Source organism: Ignatzschineria ureiclastica (assembly GCF_003121845.1).
GTDB classification, from domain to species: Bacteria; Pseudomonadota; Gammaproteobacteria; order Cardiobacteriales; family Wohlfahrtiimonadaceae; genus Ignatzschineria; species Ignatzschineria ureiclastica.
On the sequence record NZ_QEWQ01000006.1, the window covers coordinates 259,751 to 283,411 of the forward strand.

The window sequence follows — 23,661 nt, forward strand, 5'->3', positions numbered from 1 at the left end:
AATCTCCTTAGTTTTTTATAGAGGGTTGCGCTAGAACCTCTTCAATAGCGTCGCAAAAGTATAGCAAAATTAAAAAAAGAAGCTAAAGGGAAATAGAATTTTTTACAAATAACATTTACATTTCTGAAAATATTAATTTAATAATCAATCTATTAGCTTGATTTTTATAGTAAAAAAACCTCGGAAAATTCCGAGGTTCTATCAATTGATTAGATCTTATATCAAATAGGTGATCCGATGACTACATCGGCCCTAAGGGTAATCCTAAGGCGTAATAACCTAAGAAGAGTGCACCCCAAGTGGTGACAAGGATAATCGAGTAGGGGAACATAATCGATAGGAATGTGCCAAATTTCACTCTGCTGTTGTATTGGGCGATAAGCGCTAATACCATCGGAAGGTAAGGATTTGTCGGGGAGATGACATTGGTTGTGGAATCACCAATTCGATAAGCCATCTGAATGGCATCGGGCTCAATGCCTAAGAGCATCAATAGCGGTACAAAGATCGGTGCCATCATCGCCCATTGTGCTGAACCACTGAAGACTACAAGATTGACTAAACCCGACAGAATAATAAGTGCACCTAACATTACGATAGAGGGCAATTCTACACTTGAGAGGAAGTCCGCACCCGATACAGCAAGCCATAAGGAGAGATTCGTCCAATTGAACCAGCCGATAAATTGCGCAATGAAGAAAACCAAAACAATGTAACCGCCCACATTTTTAAGAGCATTCGTCATTAATCTTGGAAGATCATCAAAGCTTTGAATTGTGCCAGCTAAAACACCAAAGACGATTGAGCAGCTGATAAAGAAAGTCATAATAATCGGAATCATGCCGCTTAAGAATGGAGAGGGTACTAATCCACCTGAAGGACCACGCAGTGGGGAATTTTCGGGATAGATCGTAATGACTAAGAGCGCAATAAAGAGTAGCGCAAAGAGCCCTGTATATTTAAGTGCCCGGCGATCTCGATCGGAAACGGCATATTTTTGACTCTCATCAGAAGCTTTTGCCCCAAAATCTTCCTCTACGGGAAAGCGGGGTTCAATAAGTTTTTCCGTAATCCAAGTGCCCATGATGGTGAGAAATGGCACCGAAAGAAGCATAAAATACCAGTTTGCTGCCGGTGTAATTTCAGCCCCATTAATCGTTGCGGAAGCTTCATTGGTGACGCCAGAGAGTAATACATCCGTACCGGCAATAAAGATATTGGCTGTAAAACCGGCTGCAACCGCCACAAATCCGGCACAGATTCCTACAACTGGATTGCGTTTTGTTGCGGCAAAAATAATACCGGCAAGGGGAGGCACTAACACAAAGGCGGCATCAGAGGCTAAGTTACCCACAATGCCCACTAAAAAGATAGACGCTGTTACAAACCGGCGAGGCGCATTAAGGAGTAATGTTTTAATGGCAACATCGGCTAACTTAACCTCTTGGACTAAGCCCACCGCAATCATCATACAGAGCACAAGCCCTAAGGGTTTGAAGTTAATGAAGTTTGTGACTGTTGATTGAAGAATATAGACTAATCCTTCGCCACTAATGAGATTGCGAATAGGCACTGTTTCATGTGAAACAGGATGGGTAATATTGAGTCCTGAACCGCTCATAATCGCTGATATTACTGCAATAATCAGGCAGAAAATCATAAAGAGATAGAGTGGATTTGGAATTTTATTCCCGATGGTTTCAATATAATCGAACCAACTTTTTTTCTGCATAAGTAGCCTCCAACCCAGTAAACCGGGCGTTATTGATCTATAAGTATTAAAGCGCTCGCCCTATATTGGGTAGCATGAAGGTTTAATTGTGGATTCTATAAATCCTGATTTTCACGGATTATAATCGTCAAATGCGATAAGATCTTGCGTGAATAGTTATCAATAAAATTGATAATTTGTTTAATTAGTTATTTTTATTTATTATTTTGATTGTTTTAATTATTTTAGCCGTTCGCAGGCAGAGAAAAATACCGGCAGATGATACAGACAATGAAAGATCATTACTGCATCATCTCGCAGGCATCTATGGAGAATCGTTGAATGTAATAGAATCGATTTCAGATAATACTGAGATCGATCTTAAGGGTTAAATTGCTTGTTGGTACGAGCGAATAACCTCAACTAAAAAGGAGGCCCCTAAAGGAATAATCGCATCATTAAAATCATAATGACTGTTATGTAATCCCACAGAATGTCCTTCTGCTTGATCACCATTGCCGATGAAGAGGTAACATCCCGGTACTTCTTGTAGGAAGAAAGCAAAATCCTCGCTCGTCATCTGTTCAGTAATATCTAATACAACATGTTCAGGACCAACCAGTTCAGTCGCAACCGCAATTGCTCGAGCTGCTTCTGCTTCAGTATTGACAGTTACCGGATGACTTACAGGGCCCAGTTTAATACTTGCTTCCATACCAAAGGCTGCGCCCATATTTTCCACAAGTGCGGTTAATTTTGCGAGAATATCCGCGCGAACAGCTTCATTGTGGGTACGGATTGTTCCTGCCATTTTTGCTGTACCGGCAATCGCATTGGTCGTTTCTCCTACATGGAGTTGGGTAATGGCAACAACGATCGGAGAGAGTGGGTCAATGGTTCTTGCTACTAATCCTTGAATTCCCTGATAAATATGGGTCGCCACTAAGAGAGGATCTTGGGTATGATGCGGTTGTGCCGCGTGGCCACTTTTTCCCTTAATATCGATAAAGATACGGTCAGAGCTTGCCATAATACTGCCGGGTTTAATAGCAAAACATCCTGCCGGTAGGCTTGGCCAATTGTGCATGGCGTAGACTGCTTCTACGGGGTATTTTTGTAATACTTGCTCTTTTAGAACGAGTGTTTCCGCACCGCCTCGTCCTTCCTCTGCAGGTTGGAAAAAGAGTACTGCTGTGCCGGCAAAATCTCGATGGCTTGCTAAATATTTTGCAGCCATTAAGAGCATAGTGGTATGACCATCATGCCCGCAAGCGTGCATAGTACCTTGATGTTGAGAACGATGATCAAAGGTATTATCTTCGGTGACCGGGAGCGCGTCGATATCGGCGCGTAAACCGATCATCGGGCCTGGTAAATTTCCTTTGATAACGGCAACAACGGCAGTTTTAGCAAAGCTGAGATCGATAGAATCGACACCATATCGTGTTAAGAGATCGTTGATGGTCTTTTGTGTTTGTTGTTCTTCAAAGCCAAGCTCTGGGTGTTGGTGAATTGAACGTCTAATTTCTTGAGCTTCAGATTGCCAAGATTGCAAGACTTCCAAGCTTTTCATGTTTCTCTCCGTATTTTTTGATGGTTTGTCACAAAATTTATCGACATTTGAAACGCAAAATCCTAGATATAAGGCATTAAGAATCTTGACAATTGATAAATTTTGTTTTCTTTTTTGTAATTATTGTTATGAATACAAGCTACAACTTCTTTTCATTAAGTGCAAGTTTTATTGTCAGCTGTAGTAGTAATTCGATACCACACAGAATATCTTTCTCGTAACTTGCCTCTTTGGGATTATGGCTAATGCCGGCAATGCTGGGGATAAAGAGCATGGCTGTTTTTGCAATGGATGCCATAAAGGCCGCATCATGACCTGCACCACTTGCCATTTTTAACGTGGAGATATGGGTGATTTTGGCAAGATTTTCACTGAGCGATATTAGTTGTGAATTCATCGGCACAGGTTCTGCTTGACTCAATACTTCTTCGAGATAATCACCTGCAAAAGATTCTAAAGAGTGTTTTAATGATGTTTGAAAAGTCTCTAATAACTTCATATTCGTGGTGCGAATATCAAGAATCAAAACTGTTTTACCGGGGACTACGTTAATAGCATTTGGAACATTTTCGATATAACCACAGGTTGCGACAAAAGAATCGCCTTCTATTTGCGCTTGTTCGGCGATTTGTTGCGCGATTTTATCGGTTGCGATAATAACTTTTGCGGCTTTTACTAAAGCATCTTGGCGCATACTCATTGGCGTCGTGCCGGAATGGTTAGCTTCGCCCAATAGCGTGAGTTTTAAACGTGTGATGCCGGCGATATGGGTTACAATACCGATCTGTTTCTCTGTCCGTTCTAATACCGGGCCTTGTTCGATATGCAGTTCTAGAAAATAATTTTCCGTTTGCGAAGTGAGAGGATTTGATATCGCTTGATATTCTGAAAGTGTTGCTGGTGAACCGCCCATACGTTGAATGGCATCTGCTAATATTTCACCTGTTTTCGGATGCTTTAACGCAAGATGCTCAGCGGATAATTGACCCGATAAACCGCGACTGCCGATACAAGAAATTCCCCAATCGCTCGTTTCTTCCGCTAGAAAATCAATGAGCTCAAGACTATATTGTGGCGTAAGGTTATTCTCCACAAAGTAACGCAAAATAGTAACACCGGCGATAACCCCTAGAATCCCATCTAATATGCCACCATTTGGAACAGTATCGCTATGAGAGCCGATATAAAGGGTTTTTTCAGTTTTCCCATGTAAACGAGCCCGTAAGTTTCCGGCATTATCGATAAAAGGTTTTAATCCAAGTGGCTCAAGTTGCGCAATCAGATATGCCCGACCCTCTTGATACTTTTCAGTAAAAGCCCTACGAGTAAAAGGTTTGTCAGGTTCGGTAATCGCTTTCAAGGCATTGATATCTGTGAAAACCTGAGTCTGTAAGGTGGACGATAAAAGGCTGCAATCGTAGGTCATATTCTTCCTTAGGGGTATGAATGTTTCACGGGAAACATCGGGATATTAGTAGTTATTAGAATTGGATATAGCAAGTAGATATAACGAATAGATATTATGGGTGGGTAATGATTCAAAGGTAGATCACTAGAACCCTCTATATCTATAACTTAAATACTTTAGGTTTGTCTAAAAAAGATCAAGCGCTATTGCCGGATTTAAGGCAGATAGCGCTTTTGTAATTTTATAAATGATACAGAAATTGTAACGAGATTATTCAATAGTGATTATTGATTAAAATAAAACACTATATTGCACTCTACAAGATCCCTTTCTAATTAGTGGCTTATTGAACCGGATGTGATCATTCGTTTAGGTAAGAAGCGCCAAACGATCACTGTTAACAGGGATAATAAGATTCCTGATAGCAGAAGTAAGAAGAAATGGGCAAAGACAAAAGATTCTCGTGCCGTTTCGACGAGGCGCTGTGCTGCTTCTTGGTTACTTAATTGTTCAGCCACTAAAAAGGCTTGGTTAATAGAGCTTGAAGCCATTTGTGCTTGTTCAGGAAGTAGATCTGCCGGCACCATAATATGGTGAGAAAAGATCAAGGTTAAGAACATACCAAAGAAAACGACACCAAAGCCGGCCCCTAATTCATAAGCCATCCCTTCAATTGCACCAGCAGATGCGGATTTTTCCGGTGGCGCTGCTGACATAATTGCGGTTGTTGAAGCTAGCAGGGCAATACCAATGCTCAATCCTAATAAGATTAAGAAGCCCCATACTAAGTAAGTTTGCGTCATAATATTGGTAAAGGCTAAGCCAAAGAAGCTAATCGCACTAATACCGATACCAATAGTTGCCACAGCTCGTAAACCAAAACGCGCCACAAGCCAACCTGCAATCGGACCGCCTAAGCCACTTGCAAGCATTAACGGGAGCATAAATAACCCTGCTTTAAGCGGTGTAAATCCATAAACAAATTGTAATTCTTGCGCCATCACAAACTCAAATCCCACCATGCTGATCATCGCTGTAATAGCGATAATGACTCCGATAGCGAGAGTACGTTCTTTGAGTAATCCAAAGTCGAACATCGGGTTTTCTAGTTGCAATTCTCGTCTGACAAAATAGATTAAAAGCGCAATCCCCAATACTCCAAGAGTTATCGGCAATAGAAGATTGCCATCCATTTTGATGAAGGATTTTAACGCATAAATCGTCATTAAAATTCCGATAATAAGCAGTAACGCTTTGCCAATTTGCCACTGCTGTGCGGGATTCTCTTTTTGTGCCGGAACAATCCAAAGAATACCGATAATGGCAATAATCACAATCGGGATGTTAATGAGAAAGACAGAGCCCCAGTAGAAATATTGAAGGAGATAACCGCCGACAAGAGGCCCAATAGCTGCGCCGGCAACCCCAATGGTGGTCCAAAGCCCTAAAGCCATGGCGCGTTCTGCATCATCCGTAAAGGTACTGCGAACGCCGGAGAGTGTTGCCGGTAGGATCATTGCCGCTCCAACGGCTAAAAATGCGCGGGCAACGATTAACATCATCGGGCTTGTACTGAGTGCTGCGAAAAGGGAGGAGAATCCGAAAATGATTAATCCTAAGATTGCGAGTTTCTTATAGCCCATTCGATCCCCTAAAACCCCCATGGGCAATAGTAATCCTGCCATCATCAACGAATAGATATCGATAATCCATAAGAGTTCTGTTGCTGTGGCGGAGAGTGTTAAACCGAGTGTAGGGAGGGCGACATGTAGTACCGTCGCATCAATTGAAACAGGAAGGTAGATTAAAATAATAAGGGCTAAAATCTTCCATTTGAGATGCATAAAAATCCTTTTTGTTATGCGTTTTGAATAAGTTGAACAATAATTCAAATTGAATTTTATATAGAAGTTGAACACATGTCCATATTTTTTTATAATCTCGTAATCACTATTGGTAAAGGATGAGTTGTGGCATATTTAACGAAACAAGAACGTTATGAGGAGATCTTACATCTTGCAACGATGATTGCTCGAGAAGAAGGGTTATCTGCTATTACAGCTCGGAACATTGCAACAAAAGGGCAAATTGCAGTAGGACAAGTGCATCATCACTTTCAATCGATTAGCCAATTGAAGGCGATGGCCTTAGAGACAATTTCTAAAGCGTTACTGAAACAGAATGATGTAATGCTAAAAGAGATGACACTCTTAGATCAATTAATCCAGTTACTCTGTCCTTATGAAGAAGGGGATATTGGCAATACGATGCGCCGATTGTGGAGTGAGTCACAATTTCTTGCTGAGCAGGATGCCGAGATTAAAAAAGCGTATAAACAGTCGATTGATGATTGGTATCAGCAAATTTTGCAGCTAGTTAAAGAAGGTGTTCAACAAGGTTGCTTTCATATCCAAAGTGCGTCAGAGACCACTTGGATGTTGATAGCGGTTAGTTGTGGCTTTGATAGTCTTTCAGTTGTTGAGGATTTCAGAGTTAATCGGCAGCTTATTCGCCGGCATATCGCACAAATCTTACAAGTAGATGGCAAAGCGACTTAGTTGATTGTTGCGCGCAGAGAAAAAGTCCATACTTCATCTCGGTCTATAGTAAGATGTTGGATTCTATATAGATGAATAGATTCGTTCGAGATTCCATTTGAGATAATGGTTGTAAAGGGTAGAGAGATATGCGATTAAGTGCTTATGAAGTGATGCCGGCATTAGCAAAACATGGCAGTAAAGTTTCGGCGCTATTAGCGGCAGGTGATGAGCCTTATTTAGTTCTGAGTTTAATGGATCAAGCGCGTGCCTTTTGCAGAGAAGCGGGATTTACTGAACGGGATCTCTTTGAGATTGATGCCAAATTTGATTGGAACCTTTTTACCGAGGCGACACAATCGCTTTCACTCTTTTCTGAGAAGAAGATCATTGAATTACGCTTTAATAATCTTCCTGATCGTAAGGCGCAAACGGCATTAGAATCCTATTTTTCTCATCCTGAACCGGATCTTTTTCTGTTGATCTCTACACCGCAATTAAAATCCGCACAGCAGAAAACTAAATGGGTAACGGCAATCGATAAGACCGGAATTGTCTCATTTCTCTATCCTCCGAGAGTTCATGAATACCCTGGTTGGATTTTTAATGAAGCGAAACGCCGAAATTTGCATCTTGAGCGGGAAGCCGTTGAGCTATTAGCGCAAAATAATGAGGGAAATCTCTTCTCGGTGATTCAAGAGTTAGATTATCTTGCGCTCTATTACGGGGATCAATCAATTTCAGAAGCCCATCTTAAAGATGCATTAACGCAGAGTTCGAAATTTATCGCTTTTGATTTAAGTGATGCCATTTTAGAGGGCGATATTGCGCGTATTCATCGAATTATTAACGCCTTTGAGGAGGAGAATGAGTCGGCGGTATTAGTTAATTCTTTATTACAAAAAGAGGTGGCGACGCTTCGGGAGATGTTACTTAATTTGCAGGCAGGACAGAGTATGCAACAGGTGCTCTCAAAAGTTTGGCGTAATAAACAACCGCTCTACCAACGGGCCTTATCGAGAATCAGTTTACCGTTGATTAAAAATGTGATGAAGATGATGGTACAGATCGACCAAGCGACGAAAGGACAACTGAAAGAGAATCCTTGGAATGCGCTTCGACGTGTGGCTTTTGCACTATCAGGTGAACGTCTACTCTCATTAAGTGCTGTTGCCGTTGTTCGCTAGTGATGGTGTTATCATCCCATCTAGCATTCTCTAGTCACAGAATATTAATCCCGAAGATCTCAATGATGAGTCTTGCTATTACGAGCATTTCAATTACAGAAAACCCTATCTCTCACTATTTATTTTTCGTAAATAGATGAATCAGATAGGGTTTGGGTATCAGAGATTGATCTTATTGAGAATATTTATCGGGATATTACTTGGCAACATTGCCGGCAATATTGAGCACATCCCAAGTGCGAGCAAAAGGTGGGGCGTAGATAAAGTCCATAAAGCCAAGCTCATCTACAGTTAAACCACTATAAATGGCAACCGCTAAGGCATCTACACGATGTACCGCGCCACCTAGATAAGCACCACACATCTGTCCCCCTAAAATAACGCGTGTTTTGGCATCATAGATCAGTTTTACCCAGATATTCGTTTGGGGTTGCACATAATCAGTATGATTTTTATCTTGGATAAAGACCGTTTTGTAATCGAGTCCAAGGGCTTTTGCTTCCTCTTCGCCAATACCGGTGCGACCTGCTTCTAGATTAAATGCCCGAATACCACTTGATCCTAAAGTGCCTATAAAGGGGCGAGGTCTACCCGCCATGGTATCACCAACTAAACGACCAAGTTTATTAGCCGTTGTGGCCAGTGGAAGATAACGATCGCCGGCAATACGATGTTGTACGGTAGCACAATCACCGGCAGCATAGATATCGGTTTGATTGGTTTGGCATAGATCATCAATGATAATGGCCCCTTGCGGCGTCATGTCGATCACACCTTGGAGAAACTCGGTATTGGGTTTAAACCCTGTGGCTAACACAACTAAATCCGCAGCATAACGACCTTGATTCGTGATAACGTGGCTGACTTTGCCGGTAGCCTCTTTTTCAATTTCGATGACCCGTTCTTCCGTACGAAGATTCACCCCTTTTTGTCGTAGCTCTGCTTCTAATAGCGGTGTAATTTCGGCATCAAAGGTTTTTTCGAGAATACGAGGTGCAAACTCAATAAGCGTGACATTTTTGCCGCGCTCTTGAAATGCTTCTGCCGCTTCAACACCGATAAATCCACCCCCAATAATGACCACATTTTGTGTATGAGGTAAACGTTCAACGAGCGCTTTCGCATCATATCGAGAATGCATTGTATAGACATGTTCGGCATCTAAACTGGTAATCGGCGGAACACTTGGTGATGCGCCTGTTGCGATGAGGAGCTTATCAAAAGAAAATTGAATAGTCTCATCTGTTTGGAGATTGCGAGCCGTTACGCTTTTTTGCTCAGGGTCAACCTTAATAGCTTGATGAAAGCAACGAATATCAATGCCTGTTTTTAGAAAATCTTCTAAGGGGCGCGCAGTCATCTGCTCAATATAGGTAAATTCTCCAGCAACAAAGTAAGGGATACCACAGGAACCAAAGGAGACTACATCGCTCTTTTCAAGTACAGTGATCTTTGCGGATTTGTCCGATTTTTGAATTCTGACAGCCGCAGACATTCCGGCTGCATTTGCCCCTAAAATTAGATAATTCATTTTATTTCACCTCTAACGAGATTTCGGTAACAATTCGCCCCTCGAAAGGGGCGATTCTGATTGAATACTTTTATTTAAGTTTTAACCTATTTCCTTAGTGTACTCTTTTAGAGTCACGTAGAAGATCAATATTATGCTATTCCATTAATCCATATGATCATCTGTTAAGTTTTCTAAGGTTGCATTGGGATCATTAAAGACTTCCATATTCATCGTACCCACCTCTCTATCTGTTGCCACAGCTGCAGTTAAGGTGCCTGATACGTTTGTTAATGTCCGCGCCATATCGATGATTGGGTCAATAGCTAATACCATACCAATTAGTGGGAAGTACTCTGCCATATTCATCCCTGATAAGACGATTGTTGCCGCAACGGTAGCTGTACCTGGAATACCAGCAATACCGATAGAGCCAATGACCACAACAATAACCATCATGACATAGAACTGTAGATCTGTCTCAATCCCTACCATGTGGGCGACCATGACGGCAATCAGTGCAGGGAAGAAACCAGCACAACCATTCATCCCCATGGTTGTTCCTAAAGAACCTACAAGGTTAGCTGTACCATCGTTAACCCCCATACGAGCTGTTAAGGTTGAAATGGTCATCGGTAAAGTTCCGACTGATGAGCGACTAGTGAATCCCATTAACCATACGCCTAATGATTTTTTCACAAACATCACCGGAGAGACACCATGGATCGCAACGATAATAATATGAACGATGACCATAACAATCATAGCGATATAGACGGCTAAGACGAAACTAGATGCTTCAATAATCGCCGGAATACCATTTGAAACAATTGTATTTGCAAGTAATGCAATCACTGCATAAGGCATGAATTTAATAATGGTCATTGCCACAGACATCACAATTTTATAGAAACCTTGCATGAAGAGTTTAAAAGCCCCGATGGCTTCAGGATTCTTTTTCTCCATACGGTTTGCCGCAATTCCGAGTAGTGCAGAGAAGATCACTAAACCCACGATATTCTCAGTATTCATTGCTGAAACGATATTACTTGGAATGAGGCGGATAAAGGTATCTACAAGATTGGTATATTGTTTTGCAGTTGCGGTGGTTGCGATCTCAATATTGGTTTGATTTTCACCAAGACTAAAGATATTCGCGAGAATAATGCCCACGATACAGGCTATTCCCGTAGTGAAGAGTAACCAGAAGATCCCTCTAAAAGCAATTTTCGGTAGATTCTCTTTACCTGCAAAGTCGATGATGACTTTTACAATCGATACAAAGATCAGTGGAATAACGAGCATTCGGATGAAGGCAATAAAGGCGCGTCCAAAGAGCCCGTACCAAACGGAAGTCTCTTTCATCCAAACTGCAGGACTATCTGGGAAGCCCGCCACAAGTTGAATCACTAAACCAAGCACAGCCCCTAAAATAAGGCCTACAAGCATACGCATTGAGAAGGTCATCTTTCTATTCTGGAGCTGCTTCATAATATAGAAACAGACTAGAAGAATAAAGATACAGACCAATGTTTGATAGTGTGTAATCGCGAGGAATTTATCAAAGAAGGTCCCTTCAAATATTGGGCCAGAATCGAACACGTTCATAAGTTTACCCCTAAAGAAGTTGAAGAAGTGAAATTAAACAAAGTGAAGCTGAAGCGGTGAAATTGAAACGAGCGTAACGTGAAATAACAAAATATTAGTTAGCTAACTAGGGATTTTGTTATGACGCACTATTTCTTATTCACCATAATTTGTAGAACTTGTGTATCTACTTGTTGCATACTGCCGCTTGCTAAAGCGCATAAATTATCAATAGAATCATCGACATCATGACTGACGATTCCCTCTTGGCCTGTTACGCCGGTATTGTCTAATGCCATTAATACCGCCTTAAATGCAGAGCCTACAGAGGTGGAAACTTTCATAGCACAGCTATTTGCAGCGCCATCACAGATCATGCCGGCTAGATCCCCCACCATGCTCGAAACCGCTCGGCTAATCGGTTCATATTCACCTTTGCCTAAAAGATAAGCCATACCTGCCGCTGCACCCATTGCTGCTGTGGTAACGGCGCAAAGCGCAGACAGACGGGGTAATTTATCGTGGATATAGACCGCCATTAAGTGCGAGAGCATTAACGCACGAGCCCGATCCTCAGGTGAAGCATCGATAAAATCGGCGACCACTACCACCGGCATTGTTGCTGTAATACCTTGATTACCAGAACCAGAATTACTCATGGCCGGCAATGTCGCACCTCCCATTCGGGCATCTGCCGCCGCAGTGGAACGAATCAATACTTTGGTGAGAAGGTCATCTGCAAGGAAACCCTTTTCCATCTGCCGTTTTAACGTTGCACCGATATGAAGACCATAACTATTTTTGAGTCCCTCTTGAGATAGGGCATCGTTCAGTTTTTCGGCTTGTAGAATAAATTGAATCTCTTCAAAGGGTACATTACTCACAAACTCAAAGAGATCGTGGGTATTAATACCGTCAAAGGAGTAAGCACTACTCTCTTCTTGTCCAACTTCTTCAATCTCTTCAAAGAGAACCTGGTCATCTTTTTGAATGAGAATGACATGAGTATGAGAATCAGCAATGGCGACTTTGACACTATGATCGCCTGAAACAACAGTTGATTCGGCGTAGAGAAGTTTCGGTTTTGGTGAGATGCTGACGGATACTTTATTCTCTTCTAATAGCTTTTTACCGGCAGAGACTAACTCTGGCGTTAAGGTTGAGAGCACTTCAAGCCCCGCTTCAGGATCGCCTCCGAGAGCCCCAACCGCAGCTGCAATAGGTAAACCTTGCATTCCTGTGCCGGGAACCGTTACGCCCATCCCATTTTTCATTAAGTTAGGGGAGACTTTGGCATCGATATAATCGATCTCACCCTCGAGATGAGAGGCTGCAATAGCAGAGGCTAAAGCGAGTGAAATTGGTTCTGTGCAACCTAAAGCAGGTAAGACCTCTTTTTTGACCGCTTTGAGCATTTCGACCCATTTTTGATTGTCTCGCATAGCAATCTCCTCAATAATGCGATGGATTTGTATGAAACCTTTTAGGGTATAGTTTCACATTTTTTATCAGATTCTTGGGGTTATGTAAGGTTGCTTAATTTCAAATGAGAGAAGTAACTTCACATAATCATCCTAGTAATAAGATATTAAAAATTTATCACGATTATTATTAATAATAAAAAGTTATTATATTGTTTATGATAAGCGTCAAATATTGTTGAATATTTAGCGGGAAAACCCTTTTTAAAATAATTTATTTTCAGTAATTTACTGTGATTTATAGTGAATTAGCTTTTTCAGAACAATATCGATTTCTATTGCACTATGCGTGATGAGCCCTTATATCTAAAAAGTATTTGCCTAGGGAATTATTTCGTTAGACGCTAACCTAATGAAAATAGAGGTATATTCTCTCAATAATGCTAGAAAACAATCTAGAAATTGGAGCTCAAGGTCTATAAAACAGATAGAATCGAATAGATAGCTTGTTGAAAGGTATAAGGTTAATCGGTTGTGCTCAATCTTATTTTGAGCTTACAGGAGCTTATTTTAAATCAATGCCTATTGATAATCCTATCAAGCTGTTTTTGACCGAGTGACATTTTAAAGATGATCAATTAATTTCATTAATTAACGCATAATTGGGGGTTTGTTAGAGTGTAATTGAGAATTTATGAGAGTTGTATCGAGGAGATAGATCGTAATATTTCAGCAATCATCGTGATCTTGGGCTATGTTTTTAGGGGAAAAGAACATAAAATTACGATCTGAGTGATCAATGTAGCGATCAACAAGATCTATAAGATAATGTGTAAGATAGCGTAAGAAGAGAGGAAGTATGCAGGAGATAACTGAGAAGCGTGAAGAGCAAGAGCGCAGTGATGAGAGCTTAAAAGCATTATTAGAAGCGATCTTGATGGCTTCAGAAGTACCGCTATCCCTGCGGGAGATTCTGTCCATTTTAGAAAGTGAAGCATACGGTGAGAGTGATATTATTCGCGCGCTCTTTGAGTTAGAACATCATTATCGTCAAGCAAAAGGGGGAATCGAATTAGTCGAAGTCGCTTCTGGTTGGCGTTTTCAAGTGCCGGAGCGTTTTGCACCTTGGGTCGGTAAGCTCTTTGAAGCGAGACAACAGCGTTATAGCACCGCCTTTTTTGAAACCATTGCCCTGATTGCTTATCAACAGCCTGTGACTCGCGGCGATATTGAAGCTGTTCGTGGCGTCGCGGTCAATAGTAATATTATTAAAACCTTAGAAGATCGGGAATGGATTAAGGTGGTAGGGCGCAAAGAGACGCCGGGACGGCCGATTCTTTATGGAACGACAGAGCAGTTTTTAGATGACTTTAACCTCAAATCTCTCAAAGAACTGCCGCCATTGCCGGAATTAGAAACCCTCTTTAAAGAGCTTGCCGGTGAGGAAGAAGATCTTGTGATTTAATCCTTTATATTTAATCCTCTATATTTGATCTTCTATAATGTCTCTATCAGTTATACTCAAAGAACATTGCCTGATCAGTTTTACCTATTGTTAGGGAATATCTTCTGACAGCATCGTTTTTTGCTTTATAATAACCCCTTAATTTACCTATAAAATGAGTGATTATGTTTAGACCTTTACCGCTCTTTATCGGCTTACGTTATACCGCCGCTAAACGCAAAAATAATTTTATCTCGTTTATCTCTTTTGTCTCAATCGGGGGGATTGCGCTAGGCGTAATGACGATGATTGTGGTGTTATCGGTGATGAATGGCTTCCAAAAAGAGGTGGCTGAACGCAGTATTGCGATGGCTTTTCATAATCAAATTCTCAATGATCGCACAGGTCATATTGCTGAATGGGAAGCATTGATTCCGATAGCAAAAGCAGAGGATAACGTGATTGGGGGTGCGCCTTTTATTGAAGGGCAAGGCTTGATTAATGCCTCAGGATTGATGTTGCCCGTTCAAGTTTATGGTGTTGATCCACAATATGAGGCGGAAGTATCGCCGATTGCAAACACGATTACCATTCAAGATGATAATGGCCAACTGACAGAAGGGACTTTTGATATTCTCTCAACACAACCCTTTGGAGTGATGATTAGTCAAGATATGGCCAATCGCTTAGGGGTGCGTATCGGCGATTATATTTCCCTGATTACCTCAGATATTAATGTTACCGTTGCCGGCGCAACCCCGCGGATGAAGCGCTTAAAAGTGGTGGCGCTCTTTAGAGCCGGCGTATATGAATATGATATTAGTAATATCTTTGTGAATCTTAAAGATGCAGGGATTCTCTACCGTTTACCGAAAGAGAGTGTGACCGGCGTTCGTTTAAAATTAGCCGAGCCAATGAAGGCGAGAGAAACCGCCTTTTATCTACAAACTAAATTACAAGATCGTGCCCAAATGCAATTGCAACATCAAGGGATGAATGAGGGTAATAATGTTGAAGAATCTTACGCTGTCTATACGTGGGTGAATCAATTTGCGGCACTCTTTAAGATGATTGAGATCGAAAAGATCTCGATGTTCCTTATTATGAGTATGATTGTCGCTGTTGCTGTGTTTAATGTGGTATCAATGCTCGTAATGGTGGTAACCGAGAAACGTTCAGAGATTGCGATTTTGCGTACGCTAGGTCTTCCTCCTCGGAAAATTATGGCAATCTTTATGGTACAAGGCACCTTTATTGGATTCTTTGGTGCGGTTATCGGGATCATTTTAGGATTGCTCATTGCCTTTAATGTGGCGGATATTGTCCATTGGATTGAGCACTTAGTGGGTAAAACACTCTTTGAACCCAGTATTTATCCGATCTCAGAAATCCCGTCAATTGTGCTCTTCTCAGATGTGGCAACGATTGCCGGTATTGCTTTCCTATTAGCAAGTTTAGCAACCCTCTATCCCGCTTGGAAAGCGTCAAGAACTCAACCTGCGGAGGCGCTACGCTATGAGTAAATTATTATCCTCGTCACTTTCAGGGGCATCATCTACTTCAAATGAGGTCGTGCTGGATGTAGAGAAAATCTCAAAAGTCTTTATTGATCAGAAAGAGGAGATTGCGATCTTTAAAGATTTGAGTTTTCAAATTCATAAAGGGGATCGTATTGCGATTGTCGGCGCTTCGGGTGCAGGTAAGAGTACTTTGATGCACGTGATCTCGGGACTTGATAAACCCACAAGCGGTGAAATCTATCTCAACGGGCACCATTTTAATCGGGAATCTGAAGCGAAACGGGGCTATCTGCGTAATAAGTATTTGGGCTTTATCTATCAGTTTCATCATCTATTGCCGGAGTTTACGGCGCTTGATAATGTGGCATTGCCCTTAGTGATTGGTGGCGGTAATATTCAGGCGGCAAGAGCGGAAGCTGAAGTATTGTTAGGGCGAGTAGGGCTTTCTCATCGTTTAAGTCATCGTCCTGGAAAACTCTCGGGTGGTGAGCGGCAACGGGTTGCCATTGCGCGAGCTTTAGTGACTAAGCCGGCGGCAGTACTTGCAGATGAGCCAACGGGGAATTTGGATGAAGATAATGCGCATGCGATTTTTGATTTGATGTGTGAAATTAATGATGAAGTAGGAACGGCCTTAATTGTCGTCACGCATGATCTATCACTTGCACGAAAAATGGATCAATGTTGGCAATTAAAGGATCTACAGCTTAATCCCATTACGGATTTTTAAGGCAATTGAATGTTTATTCACCAATGTTGTTCGGGCTAGGTTGGTATAGCGAGATTGATATTGCTTGAGCGATATGGCACGTTATTATTAATGATTTATGATGAGTCCTTTATTGGATAATTGATTAAGGAAAAGAGATGGAGTGGATCACACAATTTATAGATATTTTTCTGCATATTGATCGCTATCTTGAAGTGATCGTTGCGGAGTATGGGTATTGGATCTACGCTATCTTAATCCTCGTGGTATTTTGCGAAACAGGGCTCGTTGTTACCCCATTTTTGCCGGGCGATTCGTTACTTTTTGCGGCCGGCGCACTTGCGGCGATTGGCGCAATGAATATTTGGGTATTATGGGGAACATTGCTGATTGCGGCGATTCTCGGCGATGCGGTTAATTATCAGATCGGTAAACATTTAGGGGTTAAGCCTTTTAAACTTGATGCAAAGATCTTTAAGCTCAAATATCTTGAAAAAACGGAAGCCTTTTATGAACGTCACGGGGGTAAAACGATTATTTTGGCGCGTTTTATTCCGATAGTGAGAACCTTTGCCCCCTTTGTCGCGGGCGCAAGTCAGATGTGTTATCGCCGATTTGGCTTTTATAATGTAACGGGAGCGCTACTTTGGACAACGAGTATGCTAGGTGCAGGGTTCTTTTTCGGAACTATGCCGGTTGTGAAAGAAAATTTCTCCTTAGTGGTTATAGGCATTGTGATTATCTCGGCACTGCCTATCGGAATTGAAATTTTAAAGGCGATGTGGGCTCGTTCAAGAAATAAAGTTGCACGAAAAGATAATAAAGCATAAACTTTCCGCTAATATAGATTTTCTATACAGATTTTTTATACAATTTTCTTTTCGCCCTTTTTGAGTTATGTGCAAGTTTAAAATTAAAAGACTTGTTGAGAAAAGGCTGTTCGGGCATCTGTATCGCCCACTTATCACCCATTATTGATCTATCAGATTCTAACGTCGTTTAGAACCCTTTTTATATATTTAATAAATATCTACCATCAATCTATGAATCTAACAGAATTAAAACAGAAAACCGCGCAAGAGCTCGTTGATATTGCTGAAGCTATGGATATCCAAGGGTTAATGCGTGCTAAAAAGCATGAATTAATTTTCGCTATTTTGCAGGCGCAAGCTGAGAAAGGGGGCGAGGTCATCGGCGATGGCGTGCTTGAAGTCCTGAATGATGGCTATGGTTTTCTACGGGGTGTAGATAGCTCTTTCTTAGCCGGCCCCGATGATGTGTATATTAGTCCCTCACAAATTCGTCGCTTTAATCTTCGTACGGGTGATACTGTTTCAGGGGTTATTCGCGCGCCGAAGGATAATGAAAAATACTTTGCGCTCGTGAAAGTCAATGAGATCAACTATGAGCCTGTCAGCCAAAATCGCCGGAAAATTGCATTTGAAAATTTAACGCCGATCCATCCTGATCAACCGCTCAAAATGGAGCTTGGGAATGGTTCTAGCGAAGATATTACCGCAAGAATGATCGATATCGTTGCACCGATTGGTAAAGGTCAACGAAGCATGATCGTGGCACCGCCTAAAGCGGGTAAAACCATTATGATGCAAAATATCGCTCAATCAATTGCGATTAATCATCCTGAAGCGTACTTGATTGTTCTTTTGATTGATGAGCGTCCTGAAGAGGTAACGGAGATGCAACGTCTTGTGAAAGGAGATGTGGTCGCTTCAACCTTTGATGAGCCGGCACTTCGACATGTTCAAGTGGCTGAAATGGTGATTGAAAAAGCGCGTCGCTTAGTTGAACATGGTCGCGACGTTGTGATCCTACTCGATTCGATGACACGTCTTGCGCGGGCTTACAATACCGTGGTTCCATCTTCAGGAAAAGTATTATCGGGTGGGGTTGATGCGAATGCGCTTCACCGTCCTAAGCGTTTCTTTGGTGCTGCGCGAAATATTGAAAATGGTGGTAGCCTCACGATTATTGCTACGGCAATGGTCGATACAGGTTCGAAGATGGATGAAGTGATCTTTGAAGAATTTAAAGGAACGGGTAACTCGGAGATTCAACTTGATCGTCGTATTGCTGAGAAACGAATTTTCCCGGCGATTAATGTCAATCGTTCAGGAACCCGTCGTGAAGAGCTCTTGATGAATCCTGAAGAGTTACAAAAAATGTGGATTTTACGCAAATTAATTCATCCAATGGATGAGATTGAAGCAGCGGAGTTTGTACTTGATCGAATGAAAGAGACAAAGACAAATGCGGAATTCTTCCAAATGATGAAAGGTTAAGATATCCCGCTCAAAAAGGGCAGACAGTTGCCTACCATTGAGCTGACAAAATCTTAAAAATTTGCAAAGAGTGGGGGATTGCAGTAAAATTCCCCTCTTGATTATTTTTTAATACATTAAGCTGAAGATTGACGAATCTTTCCGGCGTATTTAGAAAATAGCTTCATAACATTAATTAATGGATAAATAACTATGTCAAAAGAAAATCAAATTAACTATCGCCCTGTTGTGTTCCAAGATGCATCAAGCGATTTTGCAATCTTAACGCGTTCAACAATCAAAACTAAAGATACAATCAAATGGGAAGATGGTAACGAGTACCCATTAGTGCGTATGGAAGTTACTTCTGCATCACATCCATTCTTCACAGGTCAACAAAATATTCTTGACGCTGAAGGTCGTGTTGATCGCTTCCGTAAAAAATACGGTCGTTAATGGGAATTGTATTCCTAATGACTGGCGGATTGTTAATGAACAACGCAGTACTATTTTAGAGTTAGAAAAGCATCTCTTAGAGATGCTTTTTTTTTCGTATCCAAAAATCCTTAATATCCTAAAGTAACTTTGCGAATTATAGTAAATTGGGTTTAAGAAAAATAGTTTTTAAACAGCTATTGTGGGGTTTTGAAAGAACATCAAACCTGACTCACCAACACTTGCAAGATGCCGGATATAACAGCTTTCTTGCCTCTATCAGTTGATTCGCCGGCATTTAAATAAGCTTATTTTGAACTGATATTACTATACAACGATTTTGACTGTTATGAGCTTTAATAAGAATAAGCAAAACGGTTATCTATTTATGTGCATAAAATGGGGAGATCATCATTATGCTTAAATCGATCATTCAACAAATGCTCTTTAAAATTGATCCTGAGAAATCACATCATCTCTCATTTTGGGGGATTCGTGCTTTGACAGCGCTTCCCTTTCTAACGCAGTTAGTGCTTGGCAAACAGACCGCATCGAATGATTCACGATTAGGGCAAGAACTTTGGGGGCTACATTTTCGTCATCCTGTAGGACTTGCTGCCGGATTTGATAAAGATGCGAAGGTATATGATGCGCTAGGAAAGCTTGGCTTCTCGTTTATAGAGATTGGTACGATTACCCCGAAAGGGCAACCGGGTAATCCTCGTAAGAGACTTTTTCGTTTAGTAGAAGATCAAGCGATTATCAATCGGATGGGGTTTAATAACGATGGTGTAGATGCCGCGAAACTTCGGCTCTTAAAACGGGGTCATCAGCTTATTATTGGTGGTAATATCGGGAAAAATAAAGCAACGCCGAATGATGAAGCGGTCAATGATTATCTGATCTGTTTTGAAACACTTTTTGATGTGGTGGATTATTTTGTGGTAAATGTGAGTTCTCCTAATACCCCTAATTTGCGAGCATTACAGGAAAAAGAGCCGTTATTGCATCTACTAAAAACCTTGCAGAATAAGAATCAAAGTTATGATCAACCTAAACCGATCCTATTAAAAATTGCGCCGGATCTCTCTGAAGATCAGCTTCGGGAAATTGTTGATATTGTATTAGAGGCTAAAATTGCCGGCATTATTGCAACGAATACGACAATTAATCGGGAAGGATTGCAGTCACCAGATAGCGCGGAACCGGGTGGTTTAAGTGGTGCACCTTTAACTATACGCTCATTAGAAGTGATCCGTTTTTTAGCGAAAGAGAGTCAAGGTGCATTCCCTATCATAGGTGTAGGCGGCATAATGTCGGCTCAAGATGCTTTAGATAAGCTCGATGCTGGTGCTTCATTAGTACAGATTTATACAGGTTTTATCTACGAAGGTCCTGCTTTAATTGAGGAAATAAACCAAGCTTTACTAGACCGATTAGAAAATTGAATAGCTCACTAAGCGGTTTATCTATTTTAAATTCCCATTATATGTACTACTATGGTCGGAATATATGATTTATCTCAAGTTTGAGTTTTTTTATAAAAGTATGCTAGCACTCACTATTTTTCGAAGTAGAAGTTGTTTTCTATGCAGGGGAATGGCGACTGACTAGTCGGAGGATTATTAGTATGAGTAAAAAAGATACAGTGACCTTTATTAACAATAGAACAGGTGTGGAAGCAGATTTTCCTATTCTTGATTCTGTGTATGGCAATTCTGTGATCGATATCGCTAAACTCAATAAAGAGATGTCGATGTTCAGTTATGACCCAGGTTATGTTTCAACGGCAAGTTGTGAAAGTGCCATTACCTATCTCGACGGTGAGAAAGGTGAGTTACTTTATCGTGGCTACCCAATCGAGCAATTAGCAGCGAAGAAAGATTATCTTGATGTTGCTTACTTACTTTGGAATGGTGAATTGCCAGATGCATCTCAATCGAAAGAATTCAAAGAGATCATCATGACGCATTCATTGATGCATGAGAACATGAAACGCTTCTTACAAGGTTTCCGCTATGATTCTCATCCTATGGCGATGTTAGTAGGTTCAGTAGCCTCAATGGCGGGATTCTATCATGACAAGATGAATATTTTTGATCCTGAGCATCGTATGATTATCGCACATCGCTTGATCTCAAAAATGCCAACGATTGCTGCGGCTTGTTATAAACATGGAAAAGGTCAACCGATTCGTTATCCTCGCAATGATCTCTCTTATGCAGGTAACTTCTTGCAAATGATGTTCTCAACACCTTGCTCTGATTATGAGATTGATCCTGTTGCAGAGAAAGCAATCGATATGCTCTTTACACTTCATGCAGACCATGAGCAAAATGCATCGACTTCAACTGTACGTCTTGCAGGTTCTTCAGGTGCGGATCCATTTACGGCAATTGCTTCAGGGATCGCTTCACTTTGGGGGCCATCACATGGGGGTGCGAATGAAGCTGTATTGGTAATGCTTGAAGAGATCGGCTCAGTCAGCAATATCGATAAATATGTGGCAAAAGCGAAAGATAAAGATGATCCATTCCGTTTAATGGGCTTTGGGCATCGTGTTTACAAAAACTTCGACCCACGTGCACGTATTATTAAAGGCATCGCGGATCAAGTATTAGCAAAATATGGTAAAGATCCATTAATGGAGATTGCCGTTCGCTTAGAAGAGATCGCATTGAAAGATGAATACTTCGTTGAACGTAAACTCTATCCAAATGTGGATTTCTACTCAGGTATTATCTATAAAGCATTGGGTATTCCTGTAGAGATGTTTACCCCAATGTTCGCTATTGCTCGGACAAGTGGTTGGATTAGCCATTGGGCAGAGATGATTGCAGATCCTAATATGAAGATTGGTCGTCCACGTCAACGTTATATTGGACCTAAAATTCGTGATGTAAAATAAGTTTTGGTAAGTCCAATTTGATATTTCATCAAGAACAATAAATAATAGAGGGTGTAGCTGCTTTGTAGCTACACCCTCTGATTTTTTCAATAATAACTATTTGGAGATATTATATGTCAGCAATTAACTCGATTATCGCAAGAGAAATCTTAGATTCACGTGGAAATCCAACAGTTTGGGTTAAAGTAACTTTAGATTCAGGCATTTCGGGTGAGGCTGCAGTTCCAAGCGGTGCATCAACCGGCGCTAAAGAGGCTGTAGAGCTTCGCGATGGTGATAAAAAACGCTATGGCGGTAAAGGTGTGTTGCAAGCTTGTAGTAATGTCAATGGTCCTATTTTTGAAGCATTAAAGGGCGTTGAAGTCTCAGATCAGAAAAAAATCGATGAGATCTTAATCAAATTAGATGGCACCGATAATAAGTCCAAATTAGGTGCAAATGCACTATTAGGGGCATCACTTGCCTGTGCGCATGCAGCTGCGAATGAGAAAGGTCTACCGCTGTATGCATATCTTGCAGATCGTGCAAAATATACACTTCCTGTACCGATGATGAATATCGTTAATGGTGGCGCACATGCGGATAACTCTGTTGATGTTCAGGAGTTTATGATTCTTCCTGTAGGCGCACCCACATTTGCTGAAGCGATTCGCTACGGTTCTGAAATTTTCCATGAGCTACGTAAAGTATTAACGGAAAAAGGCCTTTCTACAGGTGTTGGTGATGAAGGTGGTTTTGCGCCAAACTTAGGTTCTAACGAAGAAGCATTAGAAGTCATTATGACAGCGATTAAACGTGCAGGGTATGAGCCAGGAAAAGATGTTTTCTTAGGTTTAGATATTGCCGCTTCTGAATTCTATAAAGATGGTAAATATGTATTGGCTTCTGAAAACAAAGCCTTTACCTCTGAAGAATTTGCAGCATTCTTAGAAGATTGGGTAAATCGTTATCCTATTATCACCATCGAAGATGGTATGGATGAAGAAGATTGGAAGGGTTGGGATATCCTTACTAAGCGTATCGGCGATCGTGTGCAAATCGTTGGGGATGACCTTTTCGTGACGAATACCAAAATTCTTGAACGTGGTATCAAAGAAGGCGTTGCCAACTCAATTCTTATTAAGCCAAACCAAATTGGGACATTGACTGAAACAATCGATGCGATCAATATGGCAAATGATGCGAACTACACTGCAGTTGTATCGCATCGTTCTGGTGAAACGGAAGATACGACCATTGCGGATATTGCAGCTGCAACAGTAGCAACGCAGATCAAAACAGGTTCACTCTGCCGTTCAGATCGGGTTGCAAAATATAACCGTTTAATCTGTATCGAAGCAGAACTTGGTGATAAAGCGGAATATGCGGGTCAAAAAGCATTTAAAGCGGTGAAGTTTTAAGCAACGATTGTCTTGATGCATTAAAGTGAGGA

General features: G+C 41.2%; 18 protein-coding genes and 1 riboswitch. Of the genes, 11 read left to right on the top strand and 7 right to left on the bottom strand.

What is annotated here, in order from left to right:
• Window position 1: 1 nt before the first annotated feature.
• Window positions 2-46: riboswitch (PreQ1 riboswitch) on the bottom strand.
• 195 nt (window positions 47-241) lie between these two features.
• From DC083_RS09430 to DC083_RS09445, 4 genes are all read right to left on the bottom strand, one after another.
• Complete coding sequence (locus DC083_RS09430) at window positions 242-1,732, bottom strand: AbgT family transporter (protein WP_109189948.1); 1,491 nt, start codon at window positions 1,730-1,732, stop codon at window positions 242-244.
• Window positions 1,733-2,099: 367 nt separating this feature from the next.
• A complete protein-coding gene (locus tag DC083_RS09435) occupies window positions 2,100-3,284 on the bottom strand; it encodes an amidohydrolase (protein ID WP_109189949.1) in 1,185 nt (394 codons plus the stop codon).
• A 139-nt stretch (window positions 3,285-3,423) separates the two neighbouring features.
• A complete protein-coding gene (locus DC083_RS09440; protein ID WP_109189950.1) occupies window positions 3,424-4,710 on the bottom strand; it encodes a M20 family metallo-hydrolase in 1,287 nt (428 codons plus the stop codon).
• A gap of 317 nt (window positions 4,711-5,027) precedes the next feature.
• Window positions 5,028-6,536: an MFS transporter gene (locus tag DC083_RS09445; protein ID WP_109189951.1), complete on the bottom strand. Its 1,509-nt coding sequence runs from the start codon at window positions 6,534-6,536 to the stop codon at window positions 5,028-5,030.
• Between the two features lie 126 nt (window positions 6,537-6,662).
• On the opposite strand from DC083_RS09445, the gene DC083_RS09450 reads away from it, so the two are divergent.
• Window positions 6,663-7,250, top strand: a complete 588-nt coding sequence (locus DC083_RS09450; RefSeq protein ID WP_109189952.1) for a TetR family transcriptional regulator — start codon at window positions 6,663-6,665, stop codon at window positions 7,248-7,250.
• A gap of 128 nt (window positions 7,251-7,378) precedes the next feature.
• Window positions 7,379-8,416 carry a DNA polymerase III subunit delta gene (gene holA / locus DC083_RS09455; protein ID WP_109189953.1) on the top strand — a complete coding sequence of 346 codons (1,038 nt, stop codon included), beginning with the start codon at window positions 7,379-7,381 and terminating at the stop codon, window positions 8,414-8,416.
• 196 nt (window positions 8,417-8,612) lie between these two features.
• On the opposite strand, the gene DC083_RS09460 is transcribed toward holA, so the two are convergent.
• The 3 genes from DC083_RS09460 to DC083_RS09470 form a co-directional block, all read right to left on the bottom strand.
• A complete protein-coding gene (locus tag DC083_RS09460; protein ID WP_109189954.1) occupies window positions 8,613-9,947 on the bottom strand; it encodes a CoA-disulfide reductase in 1,335 nt (444 codons plus the stop codon).
• A gap of 144 nt (window positions 9,948-10,091) precedes the next feature.
• A complete protein-coding gene (locus DC083_RS09465) occupies window positions 10,092-11,534 on the bottom strand; it encodes a cation:dicarboxylate symporter family transporter (protein WP_109189955.1) in 1,443 nt (480 codons plus the stop codon).
• 128 nt (window positions 11,535-11,662) lie between these two features.
• Entirely contained in the window at window positions 11,663-12,955 is a 1,293-nt protein-coding gene (locus DC083_RS09470) for an L-cysteine desulfidase family protein (RefSeq protein WP_229822538.1), read from the bottom strand.
• An 838-nt stretch (window positions 12,956-13,793) separates the two neighbouring features.
• Here DC083_RS09470 and scpB point away from each other — a divergent pair.
• The 9 genes from scpB to eno all read left to right on the top strand — a co-directional run bounded on the left by scpB (window position 13,794) and on the right by eno (window position 23,629).
• Window positions 13,794-14,399, top strand: coding sequence for an SMC-Scp complex subunit ScpB (scpB, locus tag DC083_RS09475; protein WP_109189956.1), 606 nt, complete (start codon window positions 13,794-13,796; stop codon window positions 14,397-14,399).
• 164 nt (window positions 14,400-14,563) lie between these two features.
• On the top strand, window positions 14,564-15,901 hold the full coding sequence (locus DC083_RS09480; RefSeq protein ID WP_109189957.1) for a lipoprotein-releasing ABC transporter permease subunit: 1,338 nt from the start codon (window positions 14,564-14,566) through the stop codon (window positions 15,899-15,901).
• Complete coding sequence (gene lolD, locus DC083_RS09485) at window positions 15,894-16,628, top strand: lipoprotein-releasing ABC transporter ATP-binding protein LolD (protein ID WP_109189958.1); 735 nt, start codon at window positions 15,894-15,896, stop codon at window positions 16,626-16,628. The genes DC083_RS09480 and lolD overlap by 8 nt, the downstream gene beginning before the upstream one ends.
• 137 nt (window positions 16,629-16,765) lie before the next feature.
• A complete protein-coding gene (locus DC083_RS09490) occupies window positions 16,766-17,437 on the top strand; it encodes a DedA family protein (RefSeq protein ID WP_109189959.1) in 672 nt (223 codons plus the stop codon).
• 213 nt (window positions 17,438-17,650) lie between these two features.
• Entirely contained in the window at window positions 17,651-18,907 is a 1,257-nt protein-coding gene (gene rho, locus DC083_RS09495; RefSeq protein ID WP_109189960.1) for a transcription termination factor Rho, read from the top strand.
• 192 nt (window positions 18,908-19,099) lie between these two features.
• On the top strand, window positions 19,100-19,342 hold the full coding sequence (locus tag DC083_RS09500) for a type B 50S ribosomal protein L31 (RefSeq protein ID WP_026879614.1): 243 nt from the start codon (window positions 19,100-19,102) through the stop codon (window positions 19,340-19,342).
• A 395-nt stretch (window positions 19,343-19,737) separates the two neighbouring features.
• On the top strand, window positions 19,738-20,769 hold the full coding sequence (locus tag DC083_RS09505) for a quinone-dependent dihydroorotate dehydrogenase (RefSeq protein WP_109189961.1): 1,032 nt from the start codon (window positions 19,738-19,740) through the stop codon (window positions 20,767-20,769).
• A 182-nt stretch (window positions 20,770-20,951) separates the two neighbouring features.
• Complete coding sequence (locus DC083_RS09510; protein WP_109189962.1) at window positions 20,952-22,229, top strand: citrate synthase; 1,278 nt, start codon at window positions 20,952-20,954, stop codon at window positions 22,227-22,229.
• A gap of 113 nt (window positions 22,230-22,342) precedes the next feature.
• On the top strand, window positions 22,343-23,629 hold the full coding sequence (gene eno / locus DC083_RS09515) for a phosphopyruvate hydratase (protein WP_109189963.1): 1,287 nt from the start codon (window positions 22,343-22,345) through the stop codon (window positions 23,627-23,629).
• Window positions 23,630-23,661 lie beyond the last annotated feature (32 nt).

Bases quoted from the DNA above. Each gene is read 5' to 3' on its own strand.
- DC083_RS09430 (WP_109189948.1), bottom strand. From the start codon at position 1,732: ATGCAGAAAAAAAGTTGGTTCGATTATATTGAAACCATCGGGAATAAA.
- DC083_RS09435 (WP_109189949.1), bottom strand. From the start codon at position 3,284: ATGAAAAGCTTGGAAGTCTTGCAATCTTGGCAATCTGAAGCTCAAGAA.
- DC083_RS09440 (WP_109189950.1), bottom strand. From the start codon at position 4,710: ATGACCTACGATTGCAGCCTTTTATCGTCCACCTTACAGACTCAGGTT.
- DC083_RS09445 (WP_109189951.1), bottom strand. From the start codon at position 6,536: ATGCATCTCAAATGGAAGATTTTAGCCCTTATTATTTTAATCTACCTT.
- holA (WP_109189953.1), top strand. From the start codon at position 7,379: ATGCGATTAAGTGCTTATGAAGTGATGCCGGCATTAGCAAAACATGGC.
- DC083_RS09460 (WP_109189954.1), bottom strand. From the start codon at position 9,947: ATGAATTATCTAATTTTAGGGGCAAATGCAGCCGGAATGTCTGCGGCT.
- DC083_RS09465 (WP_109189955.1), bottom strand. From the start codon at position 11,534: ATGAACGTGTTCGATTCTGGCCCAATATTTGAAGGGACCTTCTTTGAT.
- DC083_RS09470 (WP_229822538.1), bottom strand. From the start codon at position 12,955: ATGCGAGACAATCAAAAATGGGTCGAAATGCTCAAAGCGGTCAAAAAA.
- scpB (WP_109189956.1), top strand. From the start codon at position 13,794: ATGCAGGAGATAACTGAGAAGCGTGAAGAGCAAGAGCGCAGTGATGAG.
- DC083_RS09480 (WP_109189957.1), top strand. From the start codon at position 14,564: ATGTTTAGACCTTTACCGCTCTTTATCGGCTTACGTTATACCGCCGCT.
- lolD (WP_109189958.1), top strand. From the start codon at position 15,894: ATGAGTAAATTATTATCCTCGTCACTTTCAGGGGCATCATCTACTTCA.
- DC083_RS09490 (WP_109189959.1), top strand. From the start codon at position 16,766: ATGGAGTGGATCACACAATTTATAGATATTTTTCTGCATATTGATCGC.
- rho (WP_109189960.1), top strand. From the start codon at position 17,651: ATGAATCTAACAGAATTAAAACAGAAAACCGCGCAAGAGCTCGTTGAT.
- DC083_RS09500 (WP_026879614.1), top strand. From the start codon at position 19,100: ATGTCAAAAGAAAATCAAATTAACTATCGCCCTGTTGTGTTCCAAGAT.
- DC083_RS09505 (WP_109189961.1), top strand. From the start codon at position 19,738: ATGCTTAAATCGATCATTCAACAAATGCTCTTTAAAATTGATCCTGAG.
- DC083_RS09510 (WP_109189962.1), top strand. From the start codon at position 20,952: ATGAGTAAAAAAGATACAGTGACCTTTATTAACAATAGAACAGGTGTG.
- eno (WP_109189963.1), top strand. From the start codon at position 22,343: ATGTCAGCAATTAACTCGATTATCGCAAGAGAAATCTTAGATTCACGT.